General features: G+C 64.2%; 18 protein-coding genes. 6 read left to right on the plus strand and 12 right to left on the minus strand.

Annotated elements, in window-relative coordinates; translation table 11 throughout:
• Positions 1-94: 94 nt before the first annotated feature.
• Positions 95-1303 (minus strand): sugar transferase, encoded by a 1209-nt coding sequence (locus tag AC3WN8_RS00865; RefSeq protein WP_492667468.1) that lies wholly within the window; start codon positions 1301-1303, stop codon positions 95-97.
• A 536-nt stretch (positions 1304-1839) separates the two neighbouring features.
• Here AC3WN8_RS00865 and AC3WN8_RS00870 point away from each other — a divergent pair.
• On the plus strand, positions 1840-2838 hold the full coding sequence (locus AC3WN8_RS00870) for an NAD-dependent epimerase (protein WP_492667469.1): 999 nt from the start codon (positions 1840-1842) through the stop codon (positions 2836-2838).
• 105 nt (positions 2839-2943) lie between these two features.
• On the opposite strand, the gene AC3WN8_RS00875 is transcribed toward AC3WN8_RS00870, so the two are convergent.
• Positions 2944-4212, minus strand: coding sequence for a nucleotide sugar dehydrogenase (locus AC3WN8_RS00875; protein ID WP_492667470.1), 1269 nt, complete (start codon positions 4210-4212; stop codon positions 2944-2946).
• 84 nt (positions 4213-4296) lie between these two features.
• Positions 4297-4578: a hypothetical protein gene (locus tag AC3WN8_RS00880; protein ID WP_492667471.1), complete on the minus strand. Its 282-nt coding sequence runs from the start codon at positions 4576-4578 to the stop codon at positions 4297-4299.
• Positions 4579-4739: 161 nt separating this feature from the next.
• On the opposite strand from AC3WN8_RS00880, the gene AC3WN8_RS00885 reads away from it, so the two are divergent.
• The 4 genes from AC3WN8_RS00885 to AC3WN8_RS00900 all read left to right on the plus strand — a co-directional run bounded on the left by AC3WN8_RS00885 (position 4740) and on the right by AC3WN8_RS00900 (position 10402).
• A complete protein-coding gene (locus AC3WN8_RS00885) occupies positions 4740-5093 on the plus strand; it encodes a hypothetical protein (protein WP_492667472.1) in 354 nt (117 codons plus the stop codon).
• A gap of 262 nt (positions 5094-5355) precedes the next feature.
• On the plus strand, positions 5356-7542 hold the full coding sequence (locus tag AC3WN8_RS00890; RefSeq protein WP_492667473.1) for a TonB-dependent receptor plug domain-containing protein: 2187 nt from the start codon (positions 5356-5358) through the stop codon (positions 7540-7542).
• Positions 7543-7656: 114 nt separating this feature from the next.
• Complete coding sequence (locus tag AC3WN8_RS00895; protein WP_492667474.1) at positions 7657-9765, plus strand: phosphocholine-specific phospholipase C; 2109 nt, start codon at positions 7657-7659, stop codon at positions 9763-9765.
• Positions 9766-10069: 304 nt separating this feature from the next.
• Complete coding sequence (locus AC3WN8_RS00900; protein WP_492667475.1) at positions 10070-10402, plus strand: DHCW motif cupin fold protein; 333 nt, start codon at positions 10070-10072, stop codon at positions 10400-10402.
• A 33-nt stretch (positions 10403-10435) separates the two neighbouring features.
• Here AC3WN8_RS00900 and AC3WN8_RS00905 read toward each other — a convergent pair whose 3' ends face one another.
• From AC3WN8_RS00905 to AC3WN8_RS00945, 9 genes are all read right to left on the minus strand, one after another.
• Positions 10436-11539: a DUF2817 domain-containing protein gene (locus AC3WN8_RS00905; protein ID WP_492667476.1), complete on the minus strand. Its 1104-nt coding sequence runs from the start codon at positions 11537-11539 to the stop codon at positions 10436-10438.
• Positions 11536-13035, minus strand: a complete 1500-nt coding sequence (locus AC3WN8_RS00910; protein WP_492667477.1) for an amidohydrolase family protein — start codon at positions 13033-13035, stop codon at positions 11536-11538. The genes AC3WN8_RS00905 and AC3WN8_RS00910 overlap by 4 nt, the downstream gene beginning before the upstream one ends.
• Before the next feature lie 40 nt (positions 13036-13075).
• Complete coding sequence (locus tag AC3WN8_RS00915) at positions 13076-15229, minus strand: S9 family peptidase (protein WP_492667478.1); 2154 nt, start codon at positions 15227-15229, stop codon at positions 13076-13078.
• Entirely contained in the window at positions 15226-16404 is a 1179-nt protein-coding gene (locus AC3WN8_RS00920) for a M24 family metallopeptidase (protein WP_492667479.1), read from the minus strand. The genes AC3WN8_RS00915 and AC3WN8_RS00920 overlap by 4 nt, the downstream gene beginning before the upstream one ends.
• Positions 16401-17714 (minus strand): peptide MFS transporter, encoded by a 1314-nt coding sequence (locus AC3WN8_RS00925; protein ID WP_492667480.1) that lies wholly within the window; start codon positions 17712-17714, stop codon positions 16401-16403. Before AC3WN8_RS00925 ends, AC3WN8_RS00920 begins: the two co-directional genes overlap by 4 nt.
• 1 nt (position 17715) lies before the next feature.
• Positions 17716-20097, minus strand: coding sequence for a M14 family zinc carboxypeptidase (locus tag AC3WN8_RS00930; RefSeq protein WP_492667481.1), 2382 nt, complete (start codon positions 20095-20097; stop codon positions 17716-17718).
• A 2-nt stretch (positions 20098-20099) separates the two neighbouring features.
• Positions 20100-21263: a M24 family metallopeptidase gene (locus AC3WN8_RS00935; RefSeq protein ID WP_492667482.1), complete on the minus strand. Its 1164-nt coding sequence runs from the start codon at positions 21261-21263 to the stop codon at positions 20100-20102.
• Between the two features lie 121 nt (positions 21264-21384).
• On the minus strand, positions 21385-22197 hold the full coding sequence (locus tag AC3WN8_RS00940; protein WP_492667483.1) for a helix-turn-helix domain-containing protein: 813 nt from the start codon (positions 22195-22197) through the stop codon (positions 21385-21387).
• A gap of 126 nt (positions 22198-22323) precedes the next feature.
• Positions 22324-23853 carry a peptide MFS transporter gene (locus tag AC3WN8_RS00945; RefSeq protein ID WP_492667484.1) on the minus strand — a complete coding sequence of 510 codons (1530 nt, stop codon included), beginning with the start codon at positions 23851-23853 and terminating at the stop codon, positions 22324-22326.
• Positions 23854-24100: 247 nt separating this feature from the next.
• Here AC3WN8_RS00945 and AC3WN8_RS00950 point away from each other — a divergent pair, with 247 nt between their 5' ends.
• Positions 24101-25747: a serine hydrolase gene (locus tag AC3WN8_RS00950; protein WP_492667485.1), complete on the plus strand. Its 1647-nt coding sequence runs from the start codon at positions 24101-24103 to the stop codon at positions 25745-25747.
• Positions 25748-25791: the final 44 nt, after the last annotated feature.

Raw genomic sequence — 25791 nt, forward strand, 5'->3', positions numbered from 1 at the left:
CGAAAGATAGGGGGCAGATCCGGAGCGCCGAGCGCTTTGGCCCTATCGATCGCGATTTCGAATTGCTTGCACGACCTATGCATCCGCAGCGGCGTCAGCGCGCACCGAAGCCGCTCCAGACCGTCCGCACGGTGCCCGCGACGATCAGGCAGTCCAACCAGAACGAGAAATTCTTGATATAATAGAAATCGTAATGGAGTTTCGACAGGACTTCGTCGACTTCTGCGACATGCCCCTGGCGCACCTGTGCCCAACCGCTGATGCCGGGGCGGACGATGTGGCGATAGCGGTAGAAGGGCAGTTCATTCTCGTACCATTGCGATAACGCCATGGCTTCCGGCCGGGGGCCGATCCAGCTCATTTCGCCGCGCAGGATGTTCACGACCTGCGGCAGTTCGTCGACACGATACTGGCGGAGAAAGCGTCCGATCCGGGTGACCCGGCTGTCGCCGTCGCGCGTCATCGCGGCCAGCCGGCGATCGCCGGTCTCGGCGTCGCGATGCGCCATGGTGCGGAATTTCCACATCACGAACGGATGACCGCGATAGCCCATGCGTTGCTGACGGAAGATCACCGGGCCCGGCGAATCCATCCGGACCAGCAGCGCGACGATCGCCAGCACGGGGATCAGCAGCGGCAGCAGCGCGATCGTGATGAGCACGTCGGCCATGCGCTTGACCTTGGCATACAGCAGCCCCGGAATCAGCGAGCCGAGATTATTCTCCGACAAATGGCTGATATCGACACGGCCGGTCAGCGATTCCTCGATCTGCTTCACATGCATGACGAGCATGCCCTTGATCGCATGGTCGGCGATATAGCGTTCCCATTCGTCGCTCAGGTCGGCGTGGAGATCGACGACGATCCCGTTGAGCGCCTGGACCGGCATGTTGTCGCGCTCGTGCAGGATCGTCCATTCGACCCGGTCGATGGTCAGGAGCCGCTCATAGTTGCCCTGAGGAACCACGCCGAGAACGAGCCGCGCCTCGCGCTGGACCTTGAAGTAGATGATGTAGAACCACATCAGCGACAGAAGGAAGCTCGCGATGAAGTGAAGGCGGCTATAATCGATCCGCAGAAAAAAGAAGGCGGCAAGCGCCAGCCCGTAGGTCGCGGCGAAGGAAGGCAGGATATAATAGGATGATCGTACGCCGGGATAGCGCGCCAGGCGGCCGAGAATGTAGAAGCCCGACAGGAAGGCTACCAGCGTTGCGATCATCGACGCCTGGAGGCCGTAGCGCTCTAGCTCGTATTCGGCCAACTCGATCCGGACCAGCCAGGGCAGGATGATAGCGACGATCACCCCCGCACCGATCTGAAACCGGTTCCGAGTCCATACCGAGTGTCTTATCCCCGTCGGGTTGCCTGGACGCAGAAACATCGCGGCTCCCTTAGCGCGGATTCGTTACGAATTGTTATCGGCCAACGAACGAAATCGGCGAACGGTGCCATGGGAGCGTCGAATTCTTTGCACTGCAGCATCTGGCCCGGCATTGCCGGTGTGCCGGGCCTGCCGGCAGGTCGACGCCTCTTGCGAGGGTGATGCGGGCGGCATGTCCGTGCGCGTGCGCAGACACATAGCCGCTCCGTTCGATGCATTACGCCGACTTGGCCCGTCGATACTCGAATGTTCGATAGCGGTTGATTGCGGTTTCTCAGAAGTCCGATCCGATGGTATCGGTCGGCTTTTGGTGCGCCGCAACATCGAGCGCCGCGCGCCCGGAAATCCCATGGAGCATTTTCGGTAAAGCGATAAAATTCGCCGAACAGAGCCTTGTGAGCGTTCAGCCTATCCTGCTAGGCGGTCGACACCCACAACAGTCCCGGATTGCCGCGTAAATGGTCATTCTAGTCACCGGCGTTGCCGGCTTCATCGGTTCACATCTCGCGCGCAGGCTGATGGCGCGGGGAGACAAGGTCGTCGGCATCGACAATCTGAACGATTATTACAGCGTCGAACTGAAGCGGGATCGCCTTGCTGCACTGGGCCGCGACTTTGGCGACGCATTCACGTTCGTCGAGGCTGATTTCGCCGACTATCAAGGCCTGTTGACTCATCTTGGTGCCCAGGAGTTCGAGCGGATCGTGCATCTGGGGGCTCAGGCCGGCGTGCGCTATTCGATCGAGAATCCGCACGCTTATGTCCAGGCGAACCTGGTCGGCCATCTCAACATGCTGGAGCTCGCGCGCCATCGCGGTGTCGGCCATCTCGTCTATGCATCCTCTTCATCGGTCTATGGTGGTAACGACACGCTTCCCTTCCGGGTCGAGGATCGCGTCGATCATCCCCTTTCGCTTTATGCCGCCACGAAGAAGGCGGACGAGTTGATGAGCGAGACCTACGCGCATCTCTATCGCCTGCCGCTCACCGGCCTTCGTTTCTTCACCGTCTATGGTCCGTGGGGCCGGCCGGACATGGCGATGTGGCTGTTCACTAAGGCGATTCTGGCGGGCACGCCGATCGACGTGTTCGGCGAAGGGAATATGCGGCGCGATTTCACCTATATCGACGATATCATCAACGGCGTGGTTGCCGTGCTCGACAATCCGCCGCCCGACGATGGTCTCGAAAAGGCGGGGGGGAGCCGCGGGCCGCATCGCGTCTATAATATCGGCAATCATCGCAGCGAAGAGCTGAGCCGCATGATCACCCTGATCGAGGATGCGTGCGGCCGAAAGGCGGAGAAGCGGATGCTTCCCATGCAACCTGGCGATGTCAGGGATACCTATGCCGACATCACCGCCATCCAGCGCGATCTGGGTTTTCAGCCGGCCACGCCGATCGATATCGGCGTTCCCGCCTTCGTTCACTGGTATCGCGACTATCACGGAATCTGACCAAAGGAGCGATCGGCGATTGCCGATCGCTCGCTTTTCTACAGCCGGTCGTTGCAGTGCAGGTTCAGGCGCGGCCGTTGCGCGTCGACTTCAAGCGATCGGGCTCTATAACGACCATTGCGTGATATCCGCCCTCAGCTTCCGGTCCGGGCGCAGGTTTTTCAGGTCGGCGAACGTACCGCTCGGGGCGACCAGGGCGGAAAGCGTCTCGTCGCAGAGATCGGCATACGCCGTGTGCGGTACCGCGACGATCACCAGATCATAGGTGCCATCCAGGGCCTGGGGTGAGATGGTGAAATCGAACTCCCGCCGCACTTCGTCGGGATCGGCCAGCGGATCGTGGACGGTTATCCCGTGTCCGAGCGATTGCAGCCGATCGATGATGTCGACCACGCGGCTGTTCCGGAGATCCGGGACATTCTCCTTGAAGGTGAGGCCCATCACCAGCACGGATCCGGGACCGCCACGGCGCCGATGGAGCTGGTCCGCCACCCATGCGCCCATCGTATCATTGGTCGATCGGCCGGCGAGAATGATCCGCGGCTCGTGGCCGAGCTGCTGGGCGCGGAAGCTGAGATAATAAGGGTCCACGCCGATGCAGTGACCGCCGACCAGGCCGGGCTGGAAGGGCAGGAAGTTCCATTTCGTGCCGGCCGCCTGGAGCACGTCCCAGATTGATATGTCCATGCGCGCGAAGATCTGGGTGATCTCGTTCATGAAGGCGATGTTGATGTCGCGCTGCGCGTTCTCGATAACCTTGGCGGCCTCGGCGACCTTGATCGACCGTGCCTGGAAGACGCCGGCCTTGGTCACCTTGCCATAGATCGCCGCCAAGCGCGCGGTCACATCGTCATTCTCGCCCGCGACCACTTTGACGATTCGATCGACGGTATGTTCCCGGTCGCCGGGATTGATCCTCTCCGGCGAATAGCCGAGGAAGAAATCATGGCCGCGCCGCAGCCCTGAAATCTCCTCGATGATCGGCCCGCAGACATCCTCGGTGACGCTTGGATAGACGGTGCTTTCATAGACGATGATCGGTTTGCGCGCCGCGTCCAGCAACCGCGATACCGTGCGGGTCGCACTGACGACCGGGCCAAGATCGGGACGGTTGTCCTTGTCGACCGGAGTCGGGACGGTCACGATATAGACGTCCGCTGCCGCGCAGTCTTCGGGCCTGCTGGTCAGCGCCAGCCGGGTCCGTCGCAGCTCTGCGGAGTCGATCTCGCCGGTGCGGTCGTGGCCGGCTTCGAGCTCGGCGATGCGATGGGTGTCGATATCCAATCCGATGACGTCGTAATACCGCGCCAGTGCGACCGCCAACGGCAACCCGACATAGCCCAATCCGACGACGACAACCTTCTCCGAACTCATGATATACGCTACTCCATATGTGGGGATGGTGACGCCCGACCGTGTTCGGGCGTTCGGTTTGGACAGGCGGAAACTGGCGATCCGCTAGCGCGGGCGCTCGATCTTCAGACGATTGCGGCGATTGATTGAATTCAAGGTGCCGTATCCTCGATCATTGATTGGCATGGCCTCCTTTTCCGCAAAGCCATCCGTCACGAGCGCTCCTGCCTCGCGCCGGCTTCGGCTTTGCAGATCATGGGTCTGGGTCCTGGATGCGGCATTGCACAAATTTATGACCTTATCGTTGATGGTGCGCCATGCCGTGCCGATCGCCCGGTCATATGATCCGACGAAGCGAGTGTCCGGGCTGGAAGGGGCCAAGGCCATCGGTGCGTCGTGCGCGCACCGCCGAATCCGTCTCCGTCAAGCACAATAGCGTGCAATTCTGGTTACTAAATTGACTCGACTTTGCCGGTGGGGGCTGGAATGCTCATGGACGGATAAGGCCGCGGTTTTGCAGGCGTTCCGCTCTGTGGGGATGGGGCTAAATGTGGGGAGTGATGCTCTTCGCCTCGGCTGTGGTCGGGGCTCTCGGCTTCGTCGCCGTATCCGTTTGGCTGGTCAGGCTATTTCTGATTGCGCCGACCGGATATCAGAACGACGACGGTTTTCATCTTGGCGATGAGCCTTTCGAAATCGACCCGAATTCGAAAGACCGACTCGCGCGCGTGCGCCGGCCTTTTCTCGCTGTAGTAAAAGATGACGGGCCCGACGGACGGGCCGATCCGGCGCAGATCGACAGGGAAGGGACGGGGTCGGCGCGGACTATGCTGTCGCAAGATTTGCAACGCGACCTGGGAAGCCGGGCCGCAACGGCCGGGACGTTTCGTTTCAACGCCTGATACCATGGTGAAGCCACGCGGCGCTTGAGCGCTTCGAGGCGCGGATGCATTCGCATCCCGACGGCACCGTCCCGCATCGATTGAGCCATAACCGCGCCCAGTCGCAAAGCTTTCACATAGGCTTCATCGAAATCGCGAGAGTCCTGAACACCCCTGACGCATTCGGGGCCTAGCGGCGGCGTGCTTGCTGCGACGCGGCATCGGGCGATGAGCGTCCGAGCAGCGTCGCGGCGGGGTCGCAATCTGTCAGGGGTATCCATTCATGAAGACAATCGCCGCGTCGCGGGCAGCCATGCTGCTCGCCCTTTTGCTTGGCGTCAGCGCGCTGCCGTCGATCGCCTTTGCCGCCGGGAAAGGCGAGGGGGCACCCGCCGGCGCCGAGGGCGCGCCGGCCGATGCCGAGCCCGAACAGGATATCATCGTGCGCGGCGAGCATGTGGTGGCGACGCCGCTTGCCGACAGCGCGATCGAATTCGGCAACAATGTCCAGATCATCGATATGCAGCAGATCGCGATGACGGGTGCGACCAATTTCGCCGAGCTGGCGCAGTTCCTGATCAAGGGCGCCAATATCGGCTATTCGCCCGATGAGGGCGAATACACCATCCGGCTCGACGGCGGCGGCGATCGCGATACGCTGGTCGTGCTCGACGGCGTGCCGCTCTACGATCGCGGTCCCGCGCTCGAGGATATCTGGGGCAGCACGACGATCGATCCGCACATGATCGAGCGCGCCGAGGTGTTCCGCGGCGGAAACAGCCTGTTCTTCGGCAGCAACGGCGGCATCGGCGTGATCAGCCTGGTCACCAAGCGTCCCGACGGCACCAGCAAGTTCGAACTCGGCGCGCAATATGGTGCGTTCAACACGCGCGAAGTGTGGGGCAATGGCAGCTTCCCGATCGATGCCGAGGGGCGCCACAGCGTCATGATCTATGGCGGCACGATCCAGACCGACGGACCGCGCATCTTCGCGCCGGAAAGCTATGTCGACAATGTCGCAGCCGCCGGCGGCATCCAGAAATATCCGCTCAACCGCAGCAATATCGGCATCAAATATCTGTGGAAGCTCGACGACAAGACCGAGTTCCGCGTGAACGGCCAATATACCCAGATCGAGTTCCAGGATCCCTTCCCGGACAATGAGACCTATTCGCCCAACCGCGTCCGTTACCCGATCGTCGATTTCACGCTCGACCGGCGCTGGTCCGACGCGCTCTATACCGAGATCGCAGGCTATTGGAGCAATCCCAAGCTCAACAACACCGAGACCTTCGCCGAGATCTGCAAGATCCGCACGGGCTGCGCCGATCCGACGACGGGCAAGGCGATCCCATTTGGCAGCGCCACGGGCAAATCGATCCCCTATGCGAACAAGGGTTTCGGCAAGGATTCGAAGGTCGCCGGTTTCCGCGAACTCGGGCTCAATGTCCGCAACACGCTGACGATCCCCGACGCGCTCGAAGTCGTCGCCGGCGTCCAGGTGGTTTCGTACCGCAACGATTCCGATCCGGTCTTTCCGATCTCGAACGAATCCAACACGATCACCGGCGTCTATGCCGATTTCCGCCCGGTGATCCCGTTCAGCAAGAGCACCAAGCTCTCGTTCGCCGTGCGTACCGATTTCGCCGACAGTTTCGGGTCGCGCACGATCTGGAAATTCGGCTTCCGCCAGCCGATCGGCAATTTCTACATTCGCGGCAATGGCGGCACCTCGTACAGCCTGCCGCGCACCAACGAGCTGTTCTCCGACAGCCCGACATTGATCGGCAACCCCGATCTGAAGACCGAAACCACCGAAACCTATAATGGTGCAGTCGGCTTCACCAAGGCATTTGGCGGCGTCCAGATCAATGCGGAGATCGGTGCGTTCCGGACCGACATCGCCAATCGCATCCAGACCACGTCGGGCCTCACCCCCAACACCTATTTCAACAACGACCTGGTGACCCGGATCCGCGGCCTCACCGCCGATCTCGATATCAATGTCGGCAAGGGTTTCACCTTCAACATCAATTATACCAAGCAGCGTGCGCGGCTCGCCGGCACCAAGCTGCAGATCAACGAAACCCCCGAATATATGATCGGCACCACCGCGGCGTGGCACAGCCCCGACGATCGTTTCCACGTCACGCTCTATGGGCGCTACCAGGGGCCGGAATTTGCGACGGGCGGCCTGAACAACGCGCTTCGCCACAATTTTGGCAATTATTTCGTGGCGAACGCGTCGATCGGCTATTGGCTCGGCGACGAGCGGCAGCATCGTTTCCAGCTCCGCATCGTCAATCTGTTCGACGAGAAATATGCCGAGCGCTACGGCTACGGCAACCAGCGTTTCGGGTCGGCCTTCAACCGCGGCGAGATCGCGCTCAACAGCCCGCAATATTTCTACGGCTATGAGTTCGAGGGCAAGCCGCGCAGCGTCTACGTCTCCTACACGACCAAATTCTGACCGTTCGGCCGGACAGGCTGCGCGACCCTGGATTCGTGCAGCCTGTTCCGGATATCTGCTATCGCATCGCTGTCGGCGGTTCGCGCGCGCGATGCTCCATCTGGAGGATGTCGGATGACCCCGTCACGGCGTAATTTTCTGAAAGCTGCCGGCGTTGCCGGTTCCCTGGCCGCGATCCCCGCGAGCATCGGCCGCGCACTCGCCATTCCGGCGCGGCGCACCACGGGCACGATCAAGGACGTGCGCCATATCGTGATCCTGATGCAGGAGAATCGCTCCTTCGATCACTATTTCGGCACGATGAAGGGCGTGCGCGGTTTCGGCGATCGTCATCCCATTCCGCTGCCCAATGGCAAGCCGGTCTGGTCGCAGAATAATGGCGTGCGCGATCTGCCGCCCTTCCATCTCGATACCGAGCGGACCAACGCGCTGAAGGTGCCCGGCACCCCGCACAGCTTCGCCGATGCGCAGGCCGCGTGGGACCAGGGCAGGTTCGGCCGCTGGCCCAAATTCAAGACCGATTATTCGATGGGCTATTATCGCCGCGAGGACATTCCATTCCAGTTCGCGCTGGCCGAGGCGTTCACCATCTGCGACGCCTATCATTGCTCGATCACCACGGGCACCGATCCCAACCGCATCGTCTTCTGGTCGGGCTCGGCCTTCGATCCCGCGATGCGCGCCAGGGGCATCAATTGCCGCGACACCCATTCGGAACCCAATAATCTGCGCTGCTGGATCAAGGGCGCATTGCCCGAGCCCGGCTACACCTATGCCGGCAATGCGCTCGAATGGCCGACCATTCCCGAGGTGCTGGAAACCGCCGGTGTCGACTGGCGCATCTATCAGGATCCCAACGACAATTGGACCGGCGCGATGCATGGCGGGCTGGCGTTCAAGGGTTTCCGCGAGGCCAGGCCCGATTCGCCGCTCTACCGGCGCGGCATGAGCGCTTTCTCGCTCGAACGGCTGGCGCAGGATGTCCGCGACGGGACGTTGCCCGCAGTCTCATGGGTGCTGCCGCCCAAGCAATGGTCCGAACATCCGTCGGCCTCGACGCCGATCGAAGGCGCGGCCTTCACCGCGCGCGTGCTCGATGCGCTCACCGCCAATCCGGACGTGTGGAGCGGCACGGTCTTTTTCCAGACCTTCGACGAGAATGACGGGCTGTTCGACCATCTGCCGCCCGCGGCCCCGCCATCCTACAATCCCGACGGCAGCCTGGCCGGTGGCGCGACGCTCAGCCTGCCGGGCCATTATTTCGACGATCATGAGGATAAATACACGTCGCGCGACGATGTCGGTACGGGGACGACGCGCCCCTGGGGGCTGGGGCCGCGCGTGCCCATGTATGTCGTCTCGCCATGGAGCAAGGGCGGCTGGGTGAGCAGCGAGATATTCGATCACACTTCGGTCGGCCAGTTCCTCGAAAAAAGGTTCGACATCACCATTCCGGCGATCAGCCCATGGCATCGTTCGGTCTGCGGCGACCTGACCTCCTGCTTCGATTTTTCGGGCCCCGAGGATGCGGCCTTTCCCGCTCTGCCCGATGTCAGCAAGGCGACCGAGATCCTCGACGGCCATCTCCAGCGGCCGAAGCTCCTGCCGCCGCGTGCGCCGCAGGCGCTGTTCCAGGAACGGGGGATCAGGCGGTCGCGCGCCTTGCCCTACGCATTGCATGTCGATGCGCGCCTTGCGGAGGCGGGAGACGCGATCGGCCTGTCCTTCGTCAACGAAGGGAGCGTGGGCGTCGTCTATCACGTCTATGACCGACACAATCTCGACCGCATTCCGCGTCGCTACACGGTGGAAGCGGGCAAGAGCCTGGTCGACAGCTGGGCGGGCGACGCGGAGGGCCGGTTCGACCTCTGGGTGCTCGGGCCGAACGGTTTCCTACGCCATTTCAAGGGTGCGCTCGGCAAGGTTGCGCGCACGCCGATCCCGGTGGTTCGCTACGATCGCAAGCGCCGCGCGCTCGCATTGTCATGGCGCAACATGGGGGATGCGCCGGCGGCGATCAGGCTGAGCAACGACGCCTATGGCAAGGGTGCGCCGCAGACGCTGAGCGTGGCCGGCAGCGGCCAGCTCACGCATCGCTGGCCGGTTGCGGAGAGCCATGACTGGTATGATCTGACCATCGCCATGGACGGCATCGACATCCGGATGGCCGGGCGTATCGAAACCGGCGCGCATGGCATCAGCGATCCGCTGATGCATATCTGAACGCTTTGCAGTTCGACGAATCCATCGAACGACTCGAAAATCGCGATCAAACAAAGGCCTGGATCGAGCTGCGTGATTCCGAAATCACGTAGCTCGATCGATGAGCGCCGATATGTTCAGCCGGATCCGTCAATGGTGCGTGGCGTGTGCAGTCGCTGGTCGGCGAGTTCATGGCGTCGGCGGCGATTCAGGGTCCTGACCCGTTCGGGGGGAAGGGGGGCGGATATCCGGTCCGCCACCCCTTGACCCGTTCGGATCCCACGGCAGACAAGGCTCGCATCAATAGCTGAACGGTGAGCCCAACATGAATTTCCCCGACCTTGCGTTCACCGTCACCGACTGGGCCCAGGTTCCGGCGGTCGTCTATCCCGGCGAAACCGGTGAGGCGACCTGGCGGACCTTCGAGATCGGCGATCTGCGCGTGCGGATCGTCGAATATTCGCCGGGCTATCTGGCCGATCATTGGTGCGATCGCGGCCATGTCCTGTACGTGCTCGAGGGCGAACTGGTTTCCGAACTGCGCGACGGGCGCCGTTTCGTGCTGACGCCGGGCATGAGTTATCAGGTGTCGAGCTCCGGCGACGCCGCACACCGCTCGGTCACGCGGACAGGCGCGAAGATCTTCATCGTGGATTGATCGCGACGTTCGTCGCCTGACGCCGCCGCGGCGTCACCCTCCCGTGGCGGCGAGGGCCTGGCGGAAGACCTGCCGAGCACGGAACAGGATCATTTCGCGCCAGTCCTGGCGATCGGAACAAAATTGGTCGCGCATGGTCTTGCGCGCGCGACGTCCGTCTTCGCTCATCGGGTCGCCACCACCATATCGATGGAACCAATGGTCGCGCCGATAGGCTTCCCGGTTCAGCCTTTGCTCGAAAACGCCATATTCCAGACAGATATAGACATGGTTGCCGTCGCCCAGAATGCGATCCCACAGCATCTGCAGCGTGCCCGTCACCGGTGCCGCGAACGACGTGCCGAGATCGGGTGAGGTCAGCGACGGGCCGAAGATCCGGCCGGCGATCGCGTGCGATCGGCTGTCGGGCCGATGCTCGCTTTGCGGCTCGCCATAGCCGAACGGGCCCAGGCCGGTATGCACGTCGAGGATGGTGACGAATTCGCGGTCCCTCAGCCGATAATCGTCGATGATCCGCTCCAGGCGGATGCGCGCGCTCGATGGCGCCACGCCGCCATAGAACATGCCATGCGGATCGACATATTGGCCGCCCTTCACCGCGATATCGAAGGCGCGCTGGCCATGTTCGGCGCGATAGGCGTCCAGCGCAGCTTCGGCGCGGGCGACCGTGCCGGGATCGAGCGATGCGGGAACGAGGAACGGCGCGACATCGGGATAGGCGGTGTTGACCGGAACGCCGTGCGCGAAGTCCACGCAGTTGCGATTGAGATCGCAGCCTTCCTCCGTCACCCGGCGATCCCATGCGAAGCCATAGGCGTTGAGCGCATGGACCAGCAGCACCGCCTGGTCGGGGGCGAGCAGGGCGGCCGCCCCCGAATACAGCCAGTCGAGCTGCACGCCCGAACCGCAATATCCCTCGACGCCATGCGTCGCCGACAGGATCACGATCACGCGGCTGGCATCCGCCGGGCCGATCCAGCAGTTATCGGTTGCCAGCGGGGCTCCATCGGGCCCGGTCGCATCGAGCGGATAGCTGCGCACGGCATCGCCGGCCGCGGCCAGAAAGCGCTGCCGCGCGTCCTGATAATCGGCCGAGAAACACGCGGCGCTCGCGCTTGCGAGATCGGTGAGGCTCATCGCGCCACATCCGCCCGCGCATGTGCGAGCAGCGTGTCGAGTGCGGCGCGATCGAACAGCCGGCCATTGCGGATCACCGCATCGATCCGGCGGATATTGCCGATATCGATCAACGGATCGGCATCGAGCAGGACGAGATCGGCGATCCGGCCTTCTGCAATCGTTCCACGTCGTTTCTCCATCTTCATATATCGCGCCGCCGAGAGTGTCGCCGCGCGCAGGACCGCAAGCGGCGGCAGGCCAGACTGGGCGAGCATCTCCATTTCGAGATGATAGCTGAAGCCCGGAAATATGTAGGAGTCGGGCGAATCCGACCCCACCAGGATCGGAACGCCCGCGCGATAGGCCTCACCCGTCACGCGCATCGCGTGCAGCAGGAAACGGTGCAGCGCAAGCTGTGTCCTGGCAGGCAGCGCCGCATAGCGATCGGCATCCGCGTTCCAGGATTTCTGCGTGTCGGCGTCGATATAGGCCAGCAGCGGGTCGCTTCGATATTCACGGAAGCCCGCCAGCACATCGAAGCGGCGCGTGACCAGGGTGGGGGTGTAATGGACCTGCTTGCGTGCCATCGTCGCGAGCAGGGCCCGGCATGCGCCGGCATCATAGCTATCGACCACCTCATCGGTAAAACCGGCGAAATCGGGATAGGCCAGATTGCTCTCGAAGCGATGTTCCGCACTGTCGAGATAATAAGCGCGCCGGCGCGCATCGATCACCGGTGCGCATGCCCATGTCAGCGATTGCGCATGTTCGAGCGTCACCTGGCCGAGCGCAATGGCTGTCGCCACGGGGACTTCCCTGGGAACATGCCCGCTGGCCGACAGCCCGGCGCGCGCCGCCGCGCGCATCATCGCCGCATAGGCCGGGGCGGGAATCGAATCGTACGGCTTGATGAAGCCGAGGCCCATCCGTTGTACCGTCGCGACCAGCCTGCGCGCATCGCCTTCGGTCTCGATGGCAAAGTCCCGGCCGTCATCGTCCGGTGACGATTTCGCATCCGGTTCGCGGCCATTTGCCGCGCGCAGCGGAGACGCGATCACTTCCGGTGCCGCGATCGCGCCCTTTGCGGTTTCAGCGATCATTGTCCGCAGCGCGATCAGCGACAGGTCGTTGCCCATGTCGCGCATCGCCACGATGCCGTTCGCGAGCTGCATGGCGAGCGCCTTGCGCGCGGAACGCTGGTCGGCCGGCAGATGCGCGTGCATCTCCCACAGGCCGGGAATCAGGAATTTGCCGGAACCATCGACGATCCGGGCATATGCGGGGGCGGGCAGCTCGTTCGCGCCGATGCGTGAGATCATGCCGCCTTCGATCAGCACCGATCTATGCGCCAGGCGCGCGGAAGCCGGATCCTGGGCCGAGACGTCGATCACGGTGACGTCGCGCAGCAGCACGGCATCTTTTTGCGCCTGCACCGTGGCGGCCATTCCGAGCAGCGCGATCGTGCACAGCGTGCGCACTGCCAGTCTGGCGGTTGATCCGAAGCCATTCGACATATCGTCTCCCGGTCCCTTCATCGATCGTCCCGCCATTGGCTTATCGGCCGAGATCGGCGCCCGGACAGGCCGGGTCGCCCTTCAAATTGGTCAGGAAATATTCCCATGTCCGAAGGCGCAGCGCGCGTTCGCTGGTCTCCGAATATCCCGAATGTCCCTCGCCGGGCAGGATCAGCAGGTCGAACCTCTTGCCCGCGTCGATCAGGCTTCGCACCAGCCGGAGCGTCTGGCCGACATTCACGTCATCGTCCTGATCGCCATGCACCAGCAGCAATTTCCCCCTCAGTCGCGCCGCCAGCGCCGCGTTCGTCGGATAGGGCGCGGATTGCGCGCCGAAATTGAATTCGGTCGAATTCTGCTCGTAGAGACCATTGTCATGGTTGCCCGCGATGGCGACGCCCACTTTGTAGAGATCGGGCCGGGCAAGCAGTGCTGCCGCCGCCATGAAACCGCCGCCCGATCGCCCCCAGATGCCGACCCGGTCCGGATCGACGAACGGGTAGCGGGCCGCCAGCTGTTCCAGCGCCGCCGCATTATCCTCGATCGCATAGTCGCGCGACACGCCGGGCCTGCGTGCGAAGAACTGATAGTCCCTGCCGCGCGCCGGCGATCCGCCGCGCTGTCCGAAGGTCACGACGACGAAACCGAGTTCCGCCAGAGCCGCATTGGGGTGTGAGGGTATGAAACCGGTGGGGACGACGTCGTTCGACGGCCCCGGATAGGCCTGCACGATCACCGGATATCGTTTTCCCGCAGCGACCTCGGGCGGCAGCCACATCATGCCTTCGATCCGGGTCCGGCCATCGGCGGCTTTCAGATCCAGTGGAATCGGGGCGCGCCACCCGGCCTTGCGAAGCGTGCCGGGATCGGGCTGTTCGAGGGTCCGCAAGACGGCGCCATTGCGGTCCCGAAGCGCAAGCACCGGAGCGGCGTCGGGCCGGGCGATGGTATCGATCAGATAGCGCCCGTCGGGGCTGGGCGAGACGATATGGCTGGCCGCGTCGTCGTCGAGACGCGTCCGCCCGCTTCCGTCCAGCCGGACGCGATGAAGCTGCGTCCGCCCGCTGCTGCCCTTGCCATCGGCAAAGGCGGTGAACAGCAATTCGCCGCGCGCCGCATCGACGGCCACGATCCGGTCGACCGAAAAGGCGCCCCGGGTGACCTGACGGACCAGCCGGCCGTCGCGGTCATAGAGATAATAATGCGCCCAGCCGTCGCGGTCCGATTTCCAGAGAAAACCGTCGGCGAGTTCGAGGAATTCGACATGGCGGACGCCGGACGCGCCCGCCGGTTCCTTCAGGACGGTGCGGACCCTGCCGTCCGCTAGGGCGGCTGCGGCGAGTTCGACGCGGCCATAGTCGCGCGACATCCGCGCGAAATAGAGCGAGCGGCCGTCGTTCGCCGGCGCGATCCCGCCCTCGCCGATATCCATATTGCCGAGATAGTCCCAACCATCGGCGGTGATGCGGTGCGATGCGCCCGATGCGGCATTGACCAGCCAGAGCTCCGGAACCGGGATCGCACTTTCGCCGGGAAGCGCCATTTTTTGCCGGCGCAGCGTCGGGCGTGGCGTTGCCAGCGCATCGATCAGCCAGAGATCGCCGACCGCGCGATGATCCTGCCGCGCGATCCAGAACCAGGGGCCATTGCCGATCCAGTGCGGCGCCGGGCTCGCCTTGGATGGCGGCATCTCGATCGGATTGCTGCGCGCCATTGCCGGATCGAAGCTGTACCAGATTTCGCCGTCGCGGCTGATCCGCCTTGGCGGGCCGGAGCCGCCGGCGACATAGAGGTCATGCGCGCGCACGATCACGCGGAAGCGGCCGTCCGGCGATATGGCTGTGTCCCGGCGCGTTGCCGCGCCCGGCGATATTCCGCCGCTCGCCACGTCGAAACGCATCTCGCCGTCGCCCGACACGGGAAAATCGCGTCGTGTCATGGTGGCGGGATCGAACAATATGATCCTCCGCCCCGCCGGATCCGAGGTCTCGTACCAGAAGCGACCGTCCGGCAACCAATGGACCATCGCATAGGGCGGCAGTCCCCTGCTTCCCGGCCTGTAACCCGTCTGCACCGGCAGGCCGCGGAGCACATCGTTCATTGCTGCAGGGGTCAGCCGCTCGGCGCGCTGCATCGCCTCCGCCGCCGCGCATTGCCCGGCCAGCGCGGAAACCAGGAGGAGCGCGGCGATCATCGCCGGATTTCGAGCCGGCGCGGAAAGTCGCAAAGGCATTCGGCGCCCGTTTCCGTCACGACGAAGGGCTCGGTCATCACCATGCTCTGCGCGTCGAGCCAGACCGCCGGCATCAGATGCAGGGTCATGCCCGCTTGCATCACCGTCTCGTCGCCGGGACGAATGCTCACCGTCTGTTCGCCGAAGGTCGGCGGATAGGCGATTCCGATCGAATAGCCGCAGCGCGCCGATTTGCTGATGCCGTGACGGCCCGCCGCCGCCTGCCATACGCGCTCGATCTCGGCGGCGGTCACGCCCGGCCGGATGAACGCCAGCGCCGCGGCGATGCCGTCGGACAAGGCCGCTTCGATCCGTCGGAGCAGCGCTGGCGGTTCGCCGAGATAGAGCGAGCGGCCGAGCGGCGTGTGATATCGGTGGCGCGACGCGACCAGTTCCAGATTGACCTGCGCGCCGTCCCGATAGGGCTGATCGGTCCAGGACAGATGCGGGGTGTGGACGCGGTCGCCCGACGGGATCAGCGGCGGGCTGCTCGCATAGTTTCCGCCATAGTCGGCAGTCCCGCCGATCAGCGCATGATAGATGATGGCGGCCGCGTCGCATTCGCGAACCCCGGGGCGGATCGCGTCGAATGCGGCCGTCATCGCGCCTTCGACGATCCGGGCCGCCTGGCGCATATAGGCGATCTCCGTGGGCGACTTGACCACGCGCACCCAGTTGACGAGCAGGCTGGCGTCCACGAGCTGCCCGGCATCGAACGCGCCGGCGAGCACCAGCCAGGCCCTGGCGCCGAGATAATAGCTGCCAAGCTCGACGCCGATCCTGTCCTGACCCCAGCCGCGACGGCGGATCTCCTCGACGACCAGATCCATCGGATGGACGTCCGCCGCCTGCACATAGGCGTCGCCATAGGGAATGATGGCGTCGGACGGCAGGTTGGTCGTGATCGCGGCACCCGCTGCATCCATGGCGCGTCCGATCCACAACGGGCCGGCCTCGCGATGCAGCAGGACGACTTGCGGCACGTAGAAGGACCAGGCGTCATAGCCGGTCAGATAATAGAGATTGCACGGATCGGAGAGGATCAGCAGGTCGATGTCGCGCCGTTCCATCTCGGCGCGCACGGCATTCAGACGGCGGACATGGTCGGCGTCGTCGAAATGGGCGCTCTGGGTCATTTGGCGTCGCCTCGTGCTGAAATCATGTGGAGAAGCTTGGATCGTGCCAGCCAGGCGATCGCCGTCGCGCAGAGCAAAGCGGCGCACAGGCCGCCAAGCGCCGTGACGGGCGCCATGTGCACCGCCGCGGCGCCGATCAGGCCGGACGCGTAGCTGCCCGCGCCGATCGACAGATACCAGACGCCGATGACGAAGCTGGCGAGATGCGCCGGTGCCAGCCGGCTCGCCAGCGCGATCTGCGGCGGCCAGATGAAGACATCGGCCAGGCCGAACAGGATGTAACCGATGACGAACCACGACATGGCGATCCTGCCCGCGCCCGCATCGGCCGCCCCGGTCGCGAAGATCGCATAGCCGCCCGACAACAAAGCGAGCCCGATGACGAGGCTGGTGCAGACGTCGAGACGGCCATGGCCGGCATCGGCCCGCCGCTCGATCCACCGCGCGACCAGCGGTGCGGCGAGGATGAACATGCCGGTGCTGATGCTCAGAAACCAGGTTGCCGGGACCATGAAGGCGCCGATCTCGCGATCGACCGATTGCCTGATCAGCACGCTCAGAAAACCGCCCTTCTGGTAGAAGGCCGCAGCATAGGCCACGGTGAACAGACTGATCAGCGCCAAGCCGAGCAATGGCCGGCGATCCCGAGCGGGCAGGCCGGTCGCTGCGTGCGGCGTTTCGACGGTCGAGTTCCGAGCGGAGCCCAGCAGACGGGGGCGCAGCGCAATGAAGACGATCGTGCCCAGCGTCATGCCGACCATCGCGGTGACGAAACCCCATGCCCAGCCGAACAGCTCGCCGATCGTGCCCGCGACCAGATTGGACAGGAACGATCCCGCCCACACGCCTGCCATGAAGATCGCATATCCGCCGTCGCGGCGCCGGTCGCCGGGCGGGTACAGAAATCCGACGGCCGCGGACACGGCGGGCTTCAGCAGCGCGGTGCCGCCGACGATCAGCAGCAAGGCGCTCCACAGCGCCGCCGTAGCACCCTGGGCGTCGGGCCCGCGCCATGCCGCCAGCGCCAGCAATCCCTGGCCCGCAGCGATCGCGATTCCCCCGGTGACGATCGCCGGCTGCTCGCGGAACCAGCGGCTGACGAGCCAGCCGCCAAGCGCGGGCGCGGCAAAGGCTGCGCCGCTGATCAGCCCGAAGAGCTGGACCGCCGTATCGCTTCGCCACCCGAAGCCGCCCTCCGACACTGGCGACGACAGGAACAAGGTGAGCATCCCGGCGAGTGCATAATAGCTGAAACGCTCCCACAGCTCGGTTGCCGACAGCAGGTAGACACCGGGGGGATGCCGCGTCACCTCACCGGTCCGCGAATGCCGGGCCGAGCAGGACGGCGTTGAGCAGCAGGCGCTGCGTTCCCAGCGAATAGCCCCGGAAGACCGGATCCCAGGCGAAGCTGATGATCTGGCCGTGCCCGCATCGCTCGCGGACCAGGCAGGGGGAGCCGGCGATCATCTCGACGGCTTCGGGCCAGATCATGCCCGACAGCGGCAGATCCCCGGCGTCGGCGAAACGCATGACGACCTCGGCCCCCGCACCGGCACGGATGATGCCGTCTTCCCGGAACAGCACGGGGATCCTCTCACCGATACCGTGCGTCAGCCAGTGGCCGGGTTTGGCATCGGCGCGCACATAGCAACCGCGCGGCAGATAGCGGGCAGCATGGCCGCCCCGGCCTTCACCGTTCCAGACCGGATAGTCGGGGGGCAGGAAGTGCCGGGCGGCGGCCGATGCCGCGATCGCATGGTCGCGGCTTGTCGCTGGTGTCTCAGCGATCGGCTCGCGTTTCAGTCCAAATTGTCCGGATCGCGCAGCGCCGGCCAGCGCGACCAGTGTCCCGCCATTTTCGATCCAGCCCCGATCGAGCCAGGTTTCGGGCAGGCCCTCCGCATGGCCCGCGACGATCACGTCGTAGCGGCGCAGATCATGGCTCGCGATCCGGCCGATATCGATCAGGCTGACCGGAATGCCGAGCGTCCGGTCGAACAGATGCCACAGCGCGCCGACGCTCGGCGCGTCCATGCCCTGGCCGGTCAGCAATGCGATCGATGGCCGGCGCAGCAGCGCGAAATCGTCGCCGCCGGGATCGAGCCCGTCATCGCCCAGCGAACGATCGAGCGCGATCATGTCGCCACGCGCCGCCAGGGCGGCATAATGCGGCAGCCCGGTTTCGCCCTGATCCTCGCGGCGGATCAGGAACGGCCGATCGGCGGCGTTCGGAGACAGGCGGACCGTCAACCCGCCTTCGAGCAGCGCGGCCGTGACGGTGAGCGAGGGATCGTCGTAGCGATAACCGAAATTCGCTTGCGCGCTGCTTGGGATCGCGCGGTCGGGCGCGTCGGTCACCCAGTCTCCCGGTGGTGCGTCGTCGCTCCAGAATATCCGCGCGTCATAGGCCATCGACACCGCCCACGCCGTGCAATCGTAAAGCTGGGTCTTCTGGTCGAGATCGAGGCGGCGGCGTTCGGCCTTCACGAAATCCGCGGTCATCGGCATGTGGAAGTCGAAGAGATTGGCGATCAGCGCACCCAGTGGCTGGTGTGCGGCGATCAGCAAAGCGCCGAACTTCAGCTCCACGCCTTGCGCGTCGGCGCTCCAATGATCGTGCAGCGCTTCCGCCCGCACCGGTCGGGCGAGATGGCTGAAGGCGATGCCGTGCAGTTCCAGCAGATCGACGATGCGATCGCGTTTCGGCCCGGTCTCGTCGACGATCCAATAGCGTTCGGCCACCGGCGCTTCGCGCGCGCGATGCCAGCGCGACACATAGGTGTCGGCGCGGCGAGCGGCGGCGCGCAGCATGGCGCGCGACGCGCAGAGCTGTGCCGCGACGGCGTCCGCAAAATGACGCTGGCGTCCGTTGGGAAGGTCAATCGTCCCGCCGAAACTCGTCGCCTGTTCGAGCAGGATCGGCACCGCCCCGTGATAGGCCGGCCAGATGTCGAAAAAGCCGGGAAAAAAGACCTCGTTCCAGGCGCCGGTATAATGGGCGATGCCCGCGCCATCGAGCGCGGCGCCGATCTCGCCCCGCAGCTCCGCCCAGCTTTCGTGGATGGCGGGGGCAAGCCGCGGATTGAAGGGTTCGGCGGGACAGGCGAACAGGAAACTGTCTTCCGCCGCCATTTCGTGCGCGTCGAGATAGAGATGCGGCGATGCTGCGCGGATGGCGGCGATGCGCAATCGTGCCTCGTGCTGCACGCCGAACATCGCGTCTCGATTGAGATCGAACAGATAGTGATTGCCACGCCCCTTGGGCCACGGCACCTGATTGTGCAGCGCCTGCAGATCGGGATTGGCGGTTGCGCCCCTGAAGCTTTCGAGATGGGAAAGGCTGCGCTCGCGGCCGTCCGGATTGGCCATGATATCGATATGGACGACCAGCGCGGCGCAGATCGCCTGGACTTCGGCCGTGTCGTCGGTCGCCAGCCAGTCCACGAGTTGCATCGCGGCGTCGCTGGGGGAGAGTTCGCTGCCGTGAATGCCGTATCCCAGCCAGATCGTCGCCGTGGACAAGGGCTGTCCGCCGTCGGGATTTGCCAGATGATCGGGACGCGAGACGATCACGCGCCATAGCTCGCGCCCCTCCAGCGATTTGCCATAAGGCGCGATGCGGATGCGATCGCTGCGTGCAGCGATTTCGGCCAGCCGGCTGCCGATTTCATGATGGCGGATGGGCGAGGCCATGGCTAGCGGACTGCCAGCGCCCGGTCGACGGTGGAGAAGCAGCGCGCACCCTGCGGCGTGACCTGGAAGGTCTCGCTCAGCTCATACCCGCTGTCCCGGCCCCACAGGCCGAGCATGAGGTGGAGCACCATATTGTCCTGAAGCGGCGTCGTATCGCTCGCGATCAGGCTGACGGTGCGCTCGCCCCAGTCGGGGGGATAGCCGATGCCGACCGAATAGCCGATGCGCGACGGCTTCACGATGCCCGCGCGCGCGATAACCGCGTTCCAGGCATGGGCGACGTCGCAGGCCAGTGCGCCGGGGCGCACCGCGTCGAGCGCTGCGGCCAGGCCTTCCTCGACGACATGCGCCAGATCGGTCAGCTCGGACGGCGGCGGCCCGACATGGACGGTGCGCGCCAGCGGCGCATGGTAGCGCAGGCGATTGGCGCCCAGTTCGAGCGTACAGGCGCTGCCCGTCTCGTAACGCTCGTCGGTCCAGGTGAGGTGTGGTGCGGATGTGCGCGTGCCCATCGGCAGGGTCTGGAAATCCGGCACGTCGCCGCAGAAATCGGGATGGCCGCTGATCAATGCCTGATAGATCGCACCGGCAACGTCGCATTGGCGCACGCCGGGGGCGATCATGTCGATCGCGCGGCGCATCGCGATATCGGTGATGGCGCCGGCCTGGCGCATCACTGCGATCTCGGCGTCGGACTTGATCAGCCTGATCCAGTTGACCAGCGTGTCGGCGTTCACGAGCGTCCGGCCGGGCAATCCGCGTTCGAGCCGTGCACCATATTGGGCGGTGAAGTAAGGCGAGTCCCGCTCGACGCCGATCGAGCGCGCGCCCGGACAATGCGCAAGGATCATCTCGGCGATGAAATCCGCGCCGTGCCGGTCGGCGGATGTCAGATAGGAATCGTCGTAACCGAGCAGCGCCTCGTCCGGCAAAACGCTGGTGTGGCGCGCGCATTCGAGGTCGATCGCGCGGCCGGCCCACAAAGGCTCGCCGGCCAGCGGGATCAGAACCGCCTGCGGGATATAGAAGGACCAGGCGTCGTAGCCGACGGTATAATGCATGTTGGGCGGGTTGGTGATCACCAGAAGGTCGAGCCCGGCGTCCTCCATCGCACGCCGCACCGCAGCCAGCCGGTGTTGATATTCTTCGCGTTCAAATGCCGCCACGTGTCTCGCCCCGATCGTCAATCATCGGGATCTGAATAGACGGCCGCTCAGGCCGGACAATTTCGTGGACTTGTTCGAGTTTACGCGGCGGAGCGAAACCCGGCTTTATCGATCGAAGGCTCTAGCCGCCCTCGCTCAGCAGATAGCCGCGAATGCGGGCGTCGATCTGCGGGCTGTCTTCGGGCAGCAGCCCGCAATTGCCGACCAACTGGCGCGGCGGAACGGCGGTCCCCAGAAATTCATAGACGATCGGGGTGAGATAGGGTTCGCGCGACAGGCCGCTCGAAACGCCGATCGCCTTGCCGAATAGCAGCGACATCGGATTCTTGTGATTGGGATAAAGGATCGTTTCGGTGATGCCGCTGTTGAGGATCGTATCGGTCTCGATGATGAAGATCCGGTCCGACAGGTGCATCAGCACGCCGTTATATTTATAGACGTCGAACCCCTCGTCGCGCGGCGCGCCGGGGATTTTCATGCGCTCGATGGCCTTCAGCCAGATGCGCCCGCCATTTTCGAAGACGCGGACACAGGCCTTGATGATCGAGCCGCGATATTCGATCGACCGCAGATAGCGATAATAGCAGCCGATATAGCGGTGCGAGAGATGCCCGGCATCGTCTTTGACGTGTTTCGCCAGATCCCCCAGCGACGTATCGAAAGGCGCGATCGGTTGCCTGGTCCGCACGACGATGATGTCGCGAAACTGCTCGGCGGGCATCAGGATCTCATGCTCCTCGACCCCGAAATAATCGCAGATCTTCCGGATATTGCCGCCCGACGGGATCGTCTCCCCCGTCAGATAGCGTGCGAATTGCTGCCGATTGATCTGGAGTCGCCGGCAAACCTCGGACACGGAGCGTTTGTAGCTGCACAGCAGGCGCAGATTTTCCGCCAGGGATTCGTTTCCGCTACCTCTTGCCGTGGCACGCATCGTGACGCTTCAACCCCCTGCCTCAATTGCGATCGTCCGGATGCACAGTCCGGAGTCTTTTCGCGGCTCGACAGCATGAGCCCGGGGTTTACCACCACGTCAACCGATGAATCGACCCTAGACGGTTCAGCGTGCTGGCGAAGCGGCCGGTAATGCGTCCGCGCCATGGCTCCGGCGCGCGATCCAGCCGGATAGGCCGGCATAGGCCAGCCCGGCGGCCAGCGCGACGATCGCCAGCACCGAAAGCACCGCGCTCAAGGGCAAATGGCTGGTGCCCGCGCCGATATAGCCCGATGCGAGTGCGCCCAGTCCGACAAAAACGAACCAGCCGCTGACATAGAGAGCGTTGCGGTGCGACGGCGCCAGCCGTGTGGCGAGCGCGACCTGTGCCGGACCCAGCAGCGCGTCGCCGAGACCGAACAGGCTGTACGCGACGACGAACCAGAGCAATGTCGGGCGGGGATCCTGAACGGCGACGGCGAGGATGCCGAACCCGGTGGCGAGTATGATCAGCGCGGCCACGCTTTTCATGGTTGCGCTGAAATGGATCGATGTGCGTGCCAGCCGGCGCGTCAGCCAGCCGATGCAGGGCGTCCAGATCAGGAAGAGGATCACGCTGACATTCTGGACCCAAGTTGTCGGGACCGCGAAGCCGAGGACGTCGCGGTCGACGGTGTCGCGGATGAACAGGCTGAGCAGGCCGATCACCTGATAGAAGATCGCCATGTAGATGATCGTGAAGATGCCGTGGACCAGATAGGCGCGAAACCGGTCGCGGATCACCAGCCGGTCGATCGCGGGCTCGTCCCCGTTCGCGCGCAGGACGGTGCTGCCGACATCGCCGAGCAAGCGTTTTTGAAAGGCAAGATAGACGGTCAGGCCGATCGCCATGCCGAGGCCGGCGACACTGAAGCCGAAATGCCAGCCGAGCCGTTCGCCGAGCAGGCCGGGCAGGGTGATGCCCAGCGTGCACCCCAGATAGAGGCCGAAGAACAGCAGTTGGAAACCCTCGCTGCGCCGTGGATCCTCTGCGCGGTAGAAGCGCGCGACGATCGACGAGACCGTCGGCTTGATGAGCGCGGTGCCGACGAAGAGGAAAGCGATCGCCGCGTAGAAGAACAGCGCATTGGCGCGATAGGCCCAGATCACCGTTTCGATCGCGGGTGCGCCCGCCGACGGCGCCGACTGGGCGAGTGCTTGCGAAAGCAGGGTGACCTGCCGGGCATCGGGCGACACTGCACCGAGTTCCAGCCCTGGCGTCGACAGGATTTGCGGGGCGTCGACGCCCGCGAAATGCGCCATCGCCGCCGGCGCATAATGCCCCGCGAAAAAGAGGATATGGCCGGCCATGATGAACGCCGCACCCCATGCGATGCATGTCCGTTCAGATATGTAGCGCGTCGAGAGCCAGCCGCCGAGCAAAGGCGCCATCATCAGCCCGCCCATATACCAGCCGTTGAACAACAGCGCGGACTCCTGGGGCCAGCCCCAGCCGCCGGCCGCGCTGTTGCCCGCGAGGAACAGCACGAACAGGCTGGTGACGCCGTAGAAGCTGAACCGTTCCCAAAGTTCGGTGAAGGCGACCAGGAACACGCCTCTGGGATGACCGAGCCAGCGCCGCTCGCGCGCATTCACTGGATCCGGGTGTGTGGGCATCGTCGCACCTCATGGACAATCTGGTCGGTGCGCGCGATCCCGTTCGATCGACGGCCGCCGCAACTGATGTTGGGTCTGGACCCTGGTAATCTGCGCTTGGGCGGCGGTTGTGAAGAACAATTGCGACCGGAAATTAATCGATATTGCGCGTCGATCGCTGCAAAGCGCGCAAAGCCTTGCGCTTGATCGATCCTGGTCGCGGCGCTTGATGCCCGGGGGCGCCGGGATCTGGCGCAGGAGACAAATGATGATCAAGGCGCTGTTCCTCTCCATTCTTTGTGGCTGCCTGGCGATGCCGGCCTATGCCGAGACGGCCCGCCCGCTGCCGCCCGGACTGGATGCCTATGTGGAAAAGATGCGCGAGCAATGGTCGATTCCCGGCGCCGCGATCGCGATCGTGCCGGAGGATGGACCGCCCATCATCCGCACTTATGGCAAGCGCCAATGGAACCGGCCGCAGCCGATCACGCCGGCGACGATGTTCGGCATCGCATCGATCACGAAGACCTTCGTCGCAGCCGGCATCGCCAGGCTCGTCGATGCGGGCAAGCTCGACTGGGACGATCCGGTCGTCCGGCACCTTCCCGAATTCCGCACTGCCGATCCCTATGTCAGCGCGTATGTGACCATCCGCGACCTGCTCAGCCATCGCAGCGGCATCGATGCCCGTGGCGACTGGCTGGAGGAGATACCGGGGTTGAGCGAGGCGGATCTCGTCGTGCGGCTGGCGCATGCCGGCCAGTCGACGCCGTTCCGTGCGAAGCCGGAATATAATAATTACGGCTTCGTCGTCCTGGCGCAGATTATCGAGCGCAAGACCGGTTTGCCCTGGGGCCGATATCTGACCGAACAGATCTGGCGTCCGCTGGGCATGACCAGCACCTATGCGCATGCCGATGATTTCGTGCCGGCGCGCAACATATTGCCGTCGGGCGATGGCTGGTCGGATACGGTCCCGAGCGGGCAGGACGCCGTTTCTTCGAAGGTCGACGTCGCGTCGCCCCATGTCCAGTGGGAAGCCTATTACAAAAGCGAGATCGTCTATGATGCGCGCGAACTGGCCAACCGGACCGCGCATTTCCATCACACGGCGATCGACCCCGCCCAGTCGGTCTTTTCGTCGGTGCAGGATATGGCACGCTGGGCGCAATTGCTGATGCGGGCGGAGGACGGCCCGGTGCTTTCCGCCAAGGCGATCCGGGCGCTGCGACAGCTCAACGGCATCAGCGGCAATGGCGACTGGCTGGTCAATGGCGAAAGGCCGAAATTCCGGCAGATCGGTTATGGGCTGGGCATGGAGATGTATCGTTATCGCGGGCGCATGCTGTTCGGGCATAGCGGCGGCGAACTCGGCTTCGGATCGCAGATGGTCGTCGATCCGGAAGCGAAGGTGGCGATCGTCGTGCTCTTCAACAATCTGACGCGCACCTTCGTCGCGAACGACGCGATCGTGCAATATCTGCTCGACGATCTTTACGGCCTGCCACCCACCGACTGGTCCACGCAGCTGCTCGACAAAGGCCGGGAGGATCATCGCGAATATCAGCAGATGTTCGCGGCGATGGATGCCGAGCGTCCCAAGGGCGCGCCGCTTTCGGCACCGCTGGCGCGCTATGTCGGGCGCTATAACGATGCGTTCGCCGGCAATATCGACATTGTCCGCCGTGGTGATCGCCTGTTCGCGACCACCGGGCCGAGTTACGAGATCGAACTCACCCATTGGGGCAAGGACAGTTTCCGCGGCGTCGTCGTCAGCCCGCTGCGGCTGGCCGCATTCCTGCAGTTCGACATGGACGAGCGGCGGCAGCCGACCGCGCTGTCGCTCCAATATACCGAGATTCCGGAAATCAGCCTGCGCTTCGTGCGAGCGCCTCCGGGTGGGCAGGCGAAATAGACCGGCAGGTGTCTGCCCCGGCAAGCTTAATCCAGATCACGTAA

This window comes from Sphingobium sp. FW305-3-2-15-F-TSA7 (assembly GCF_058787155.1).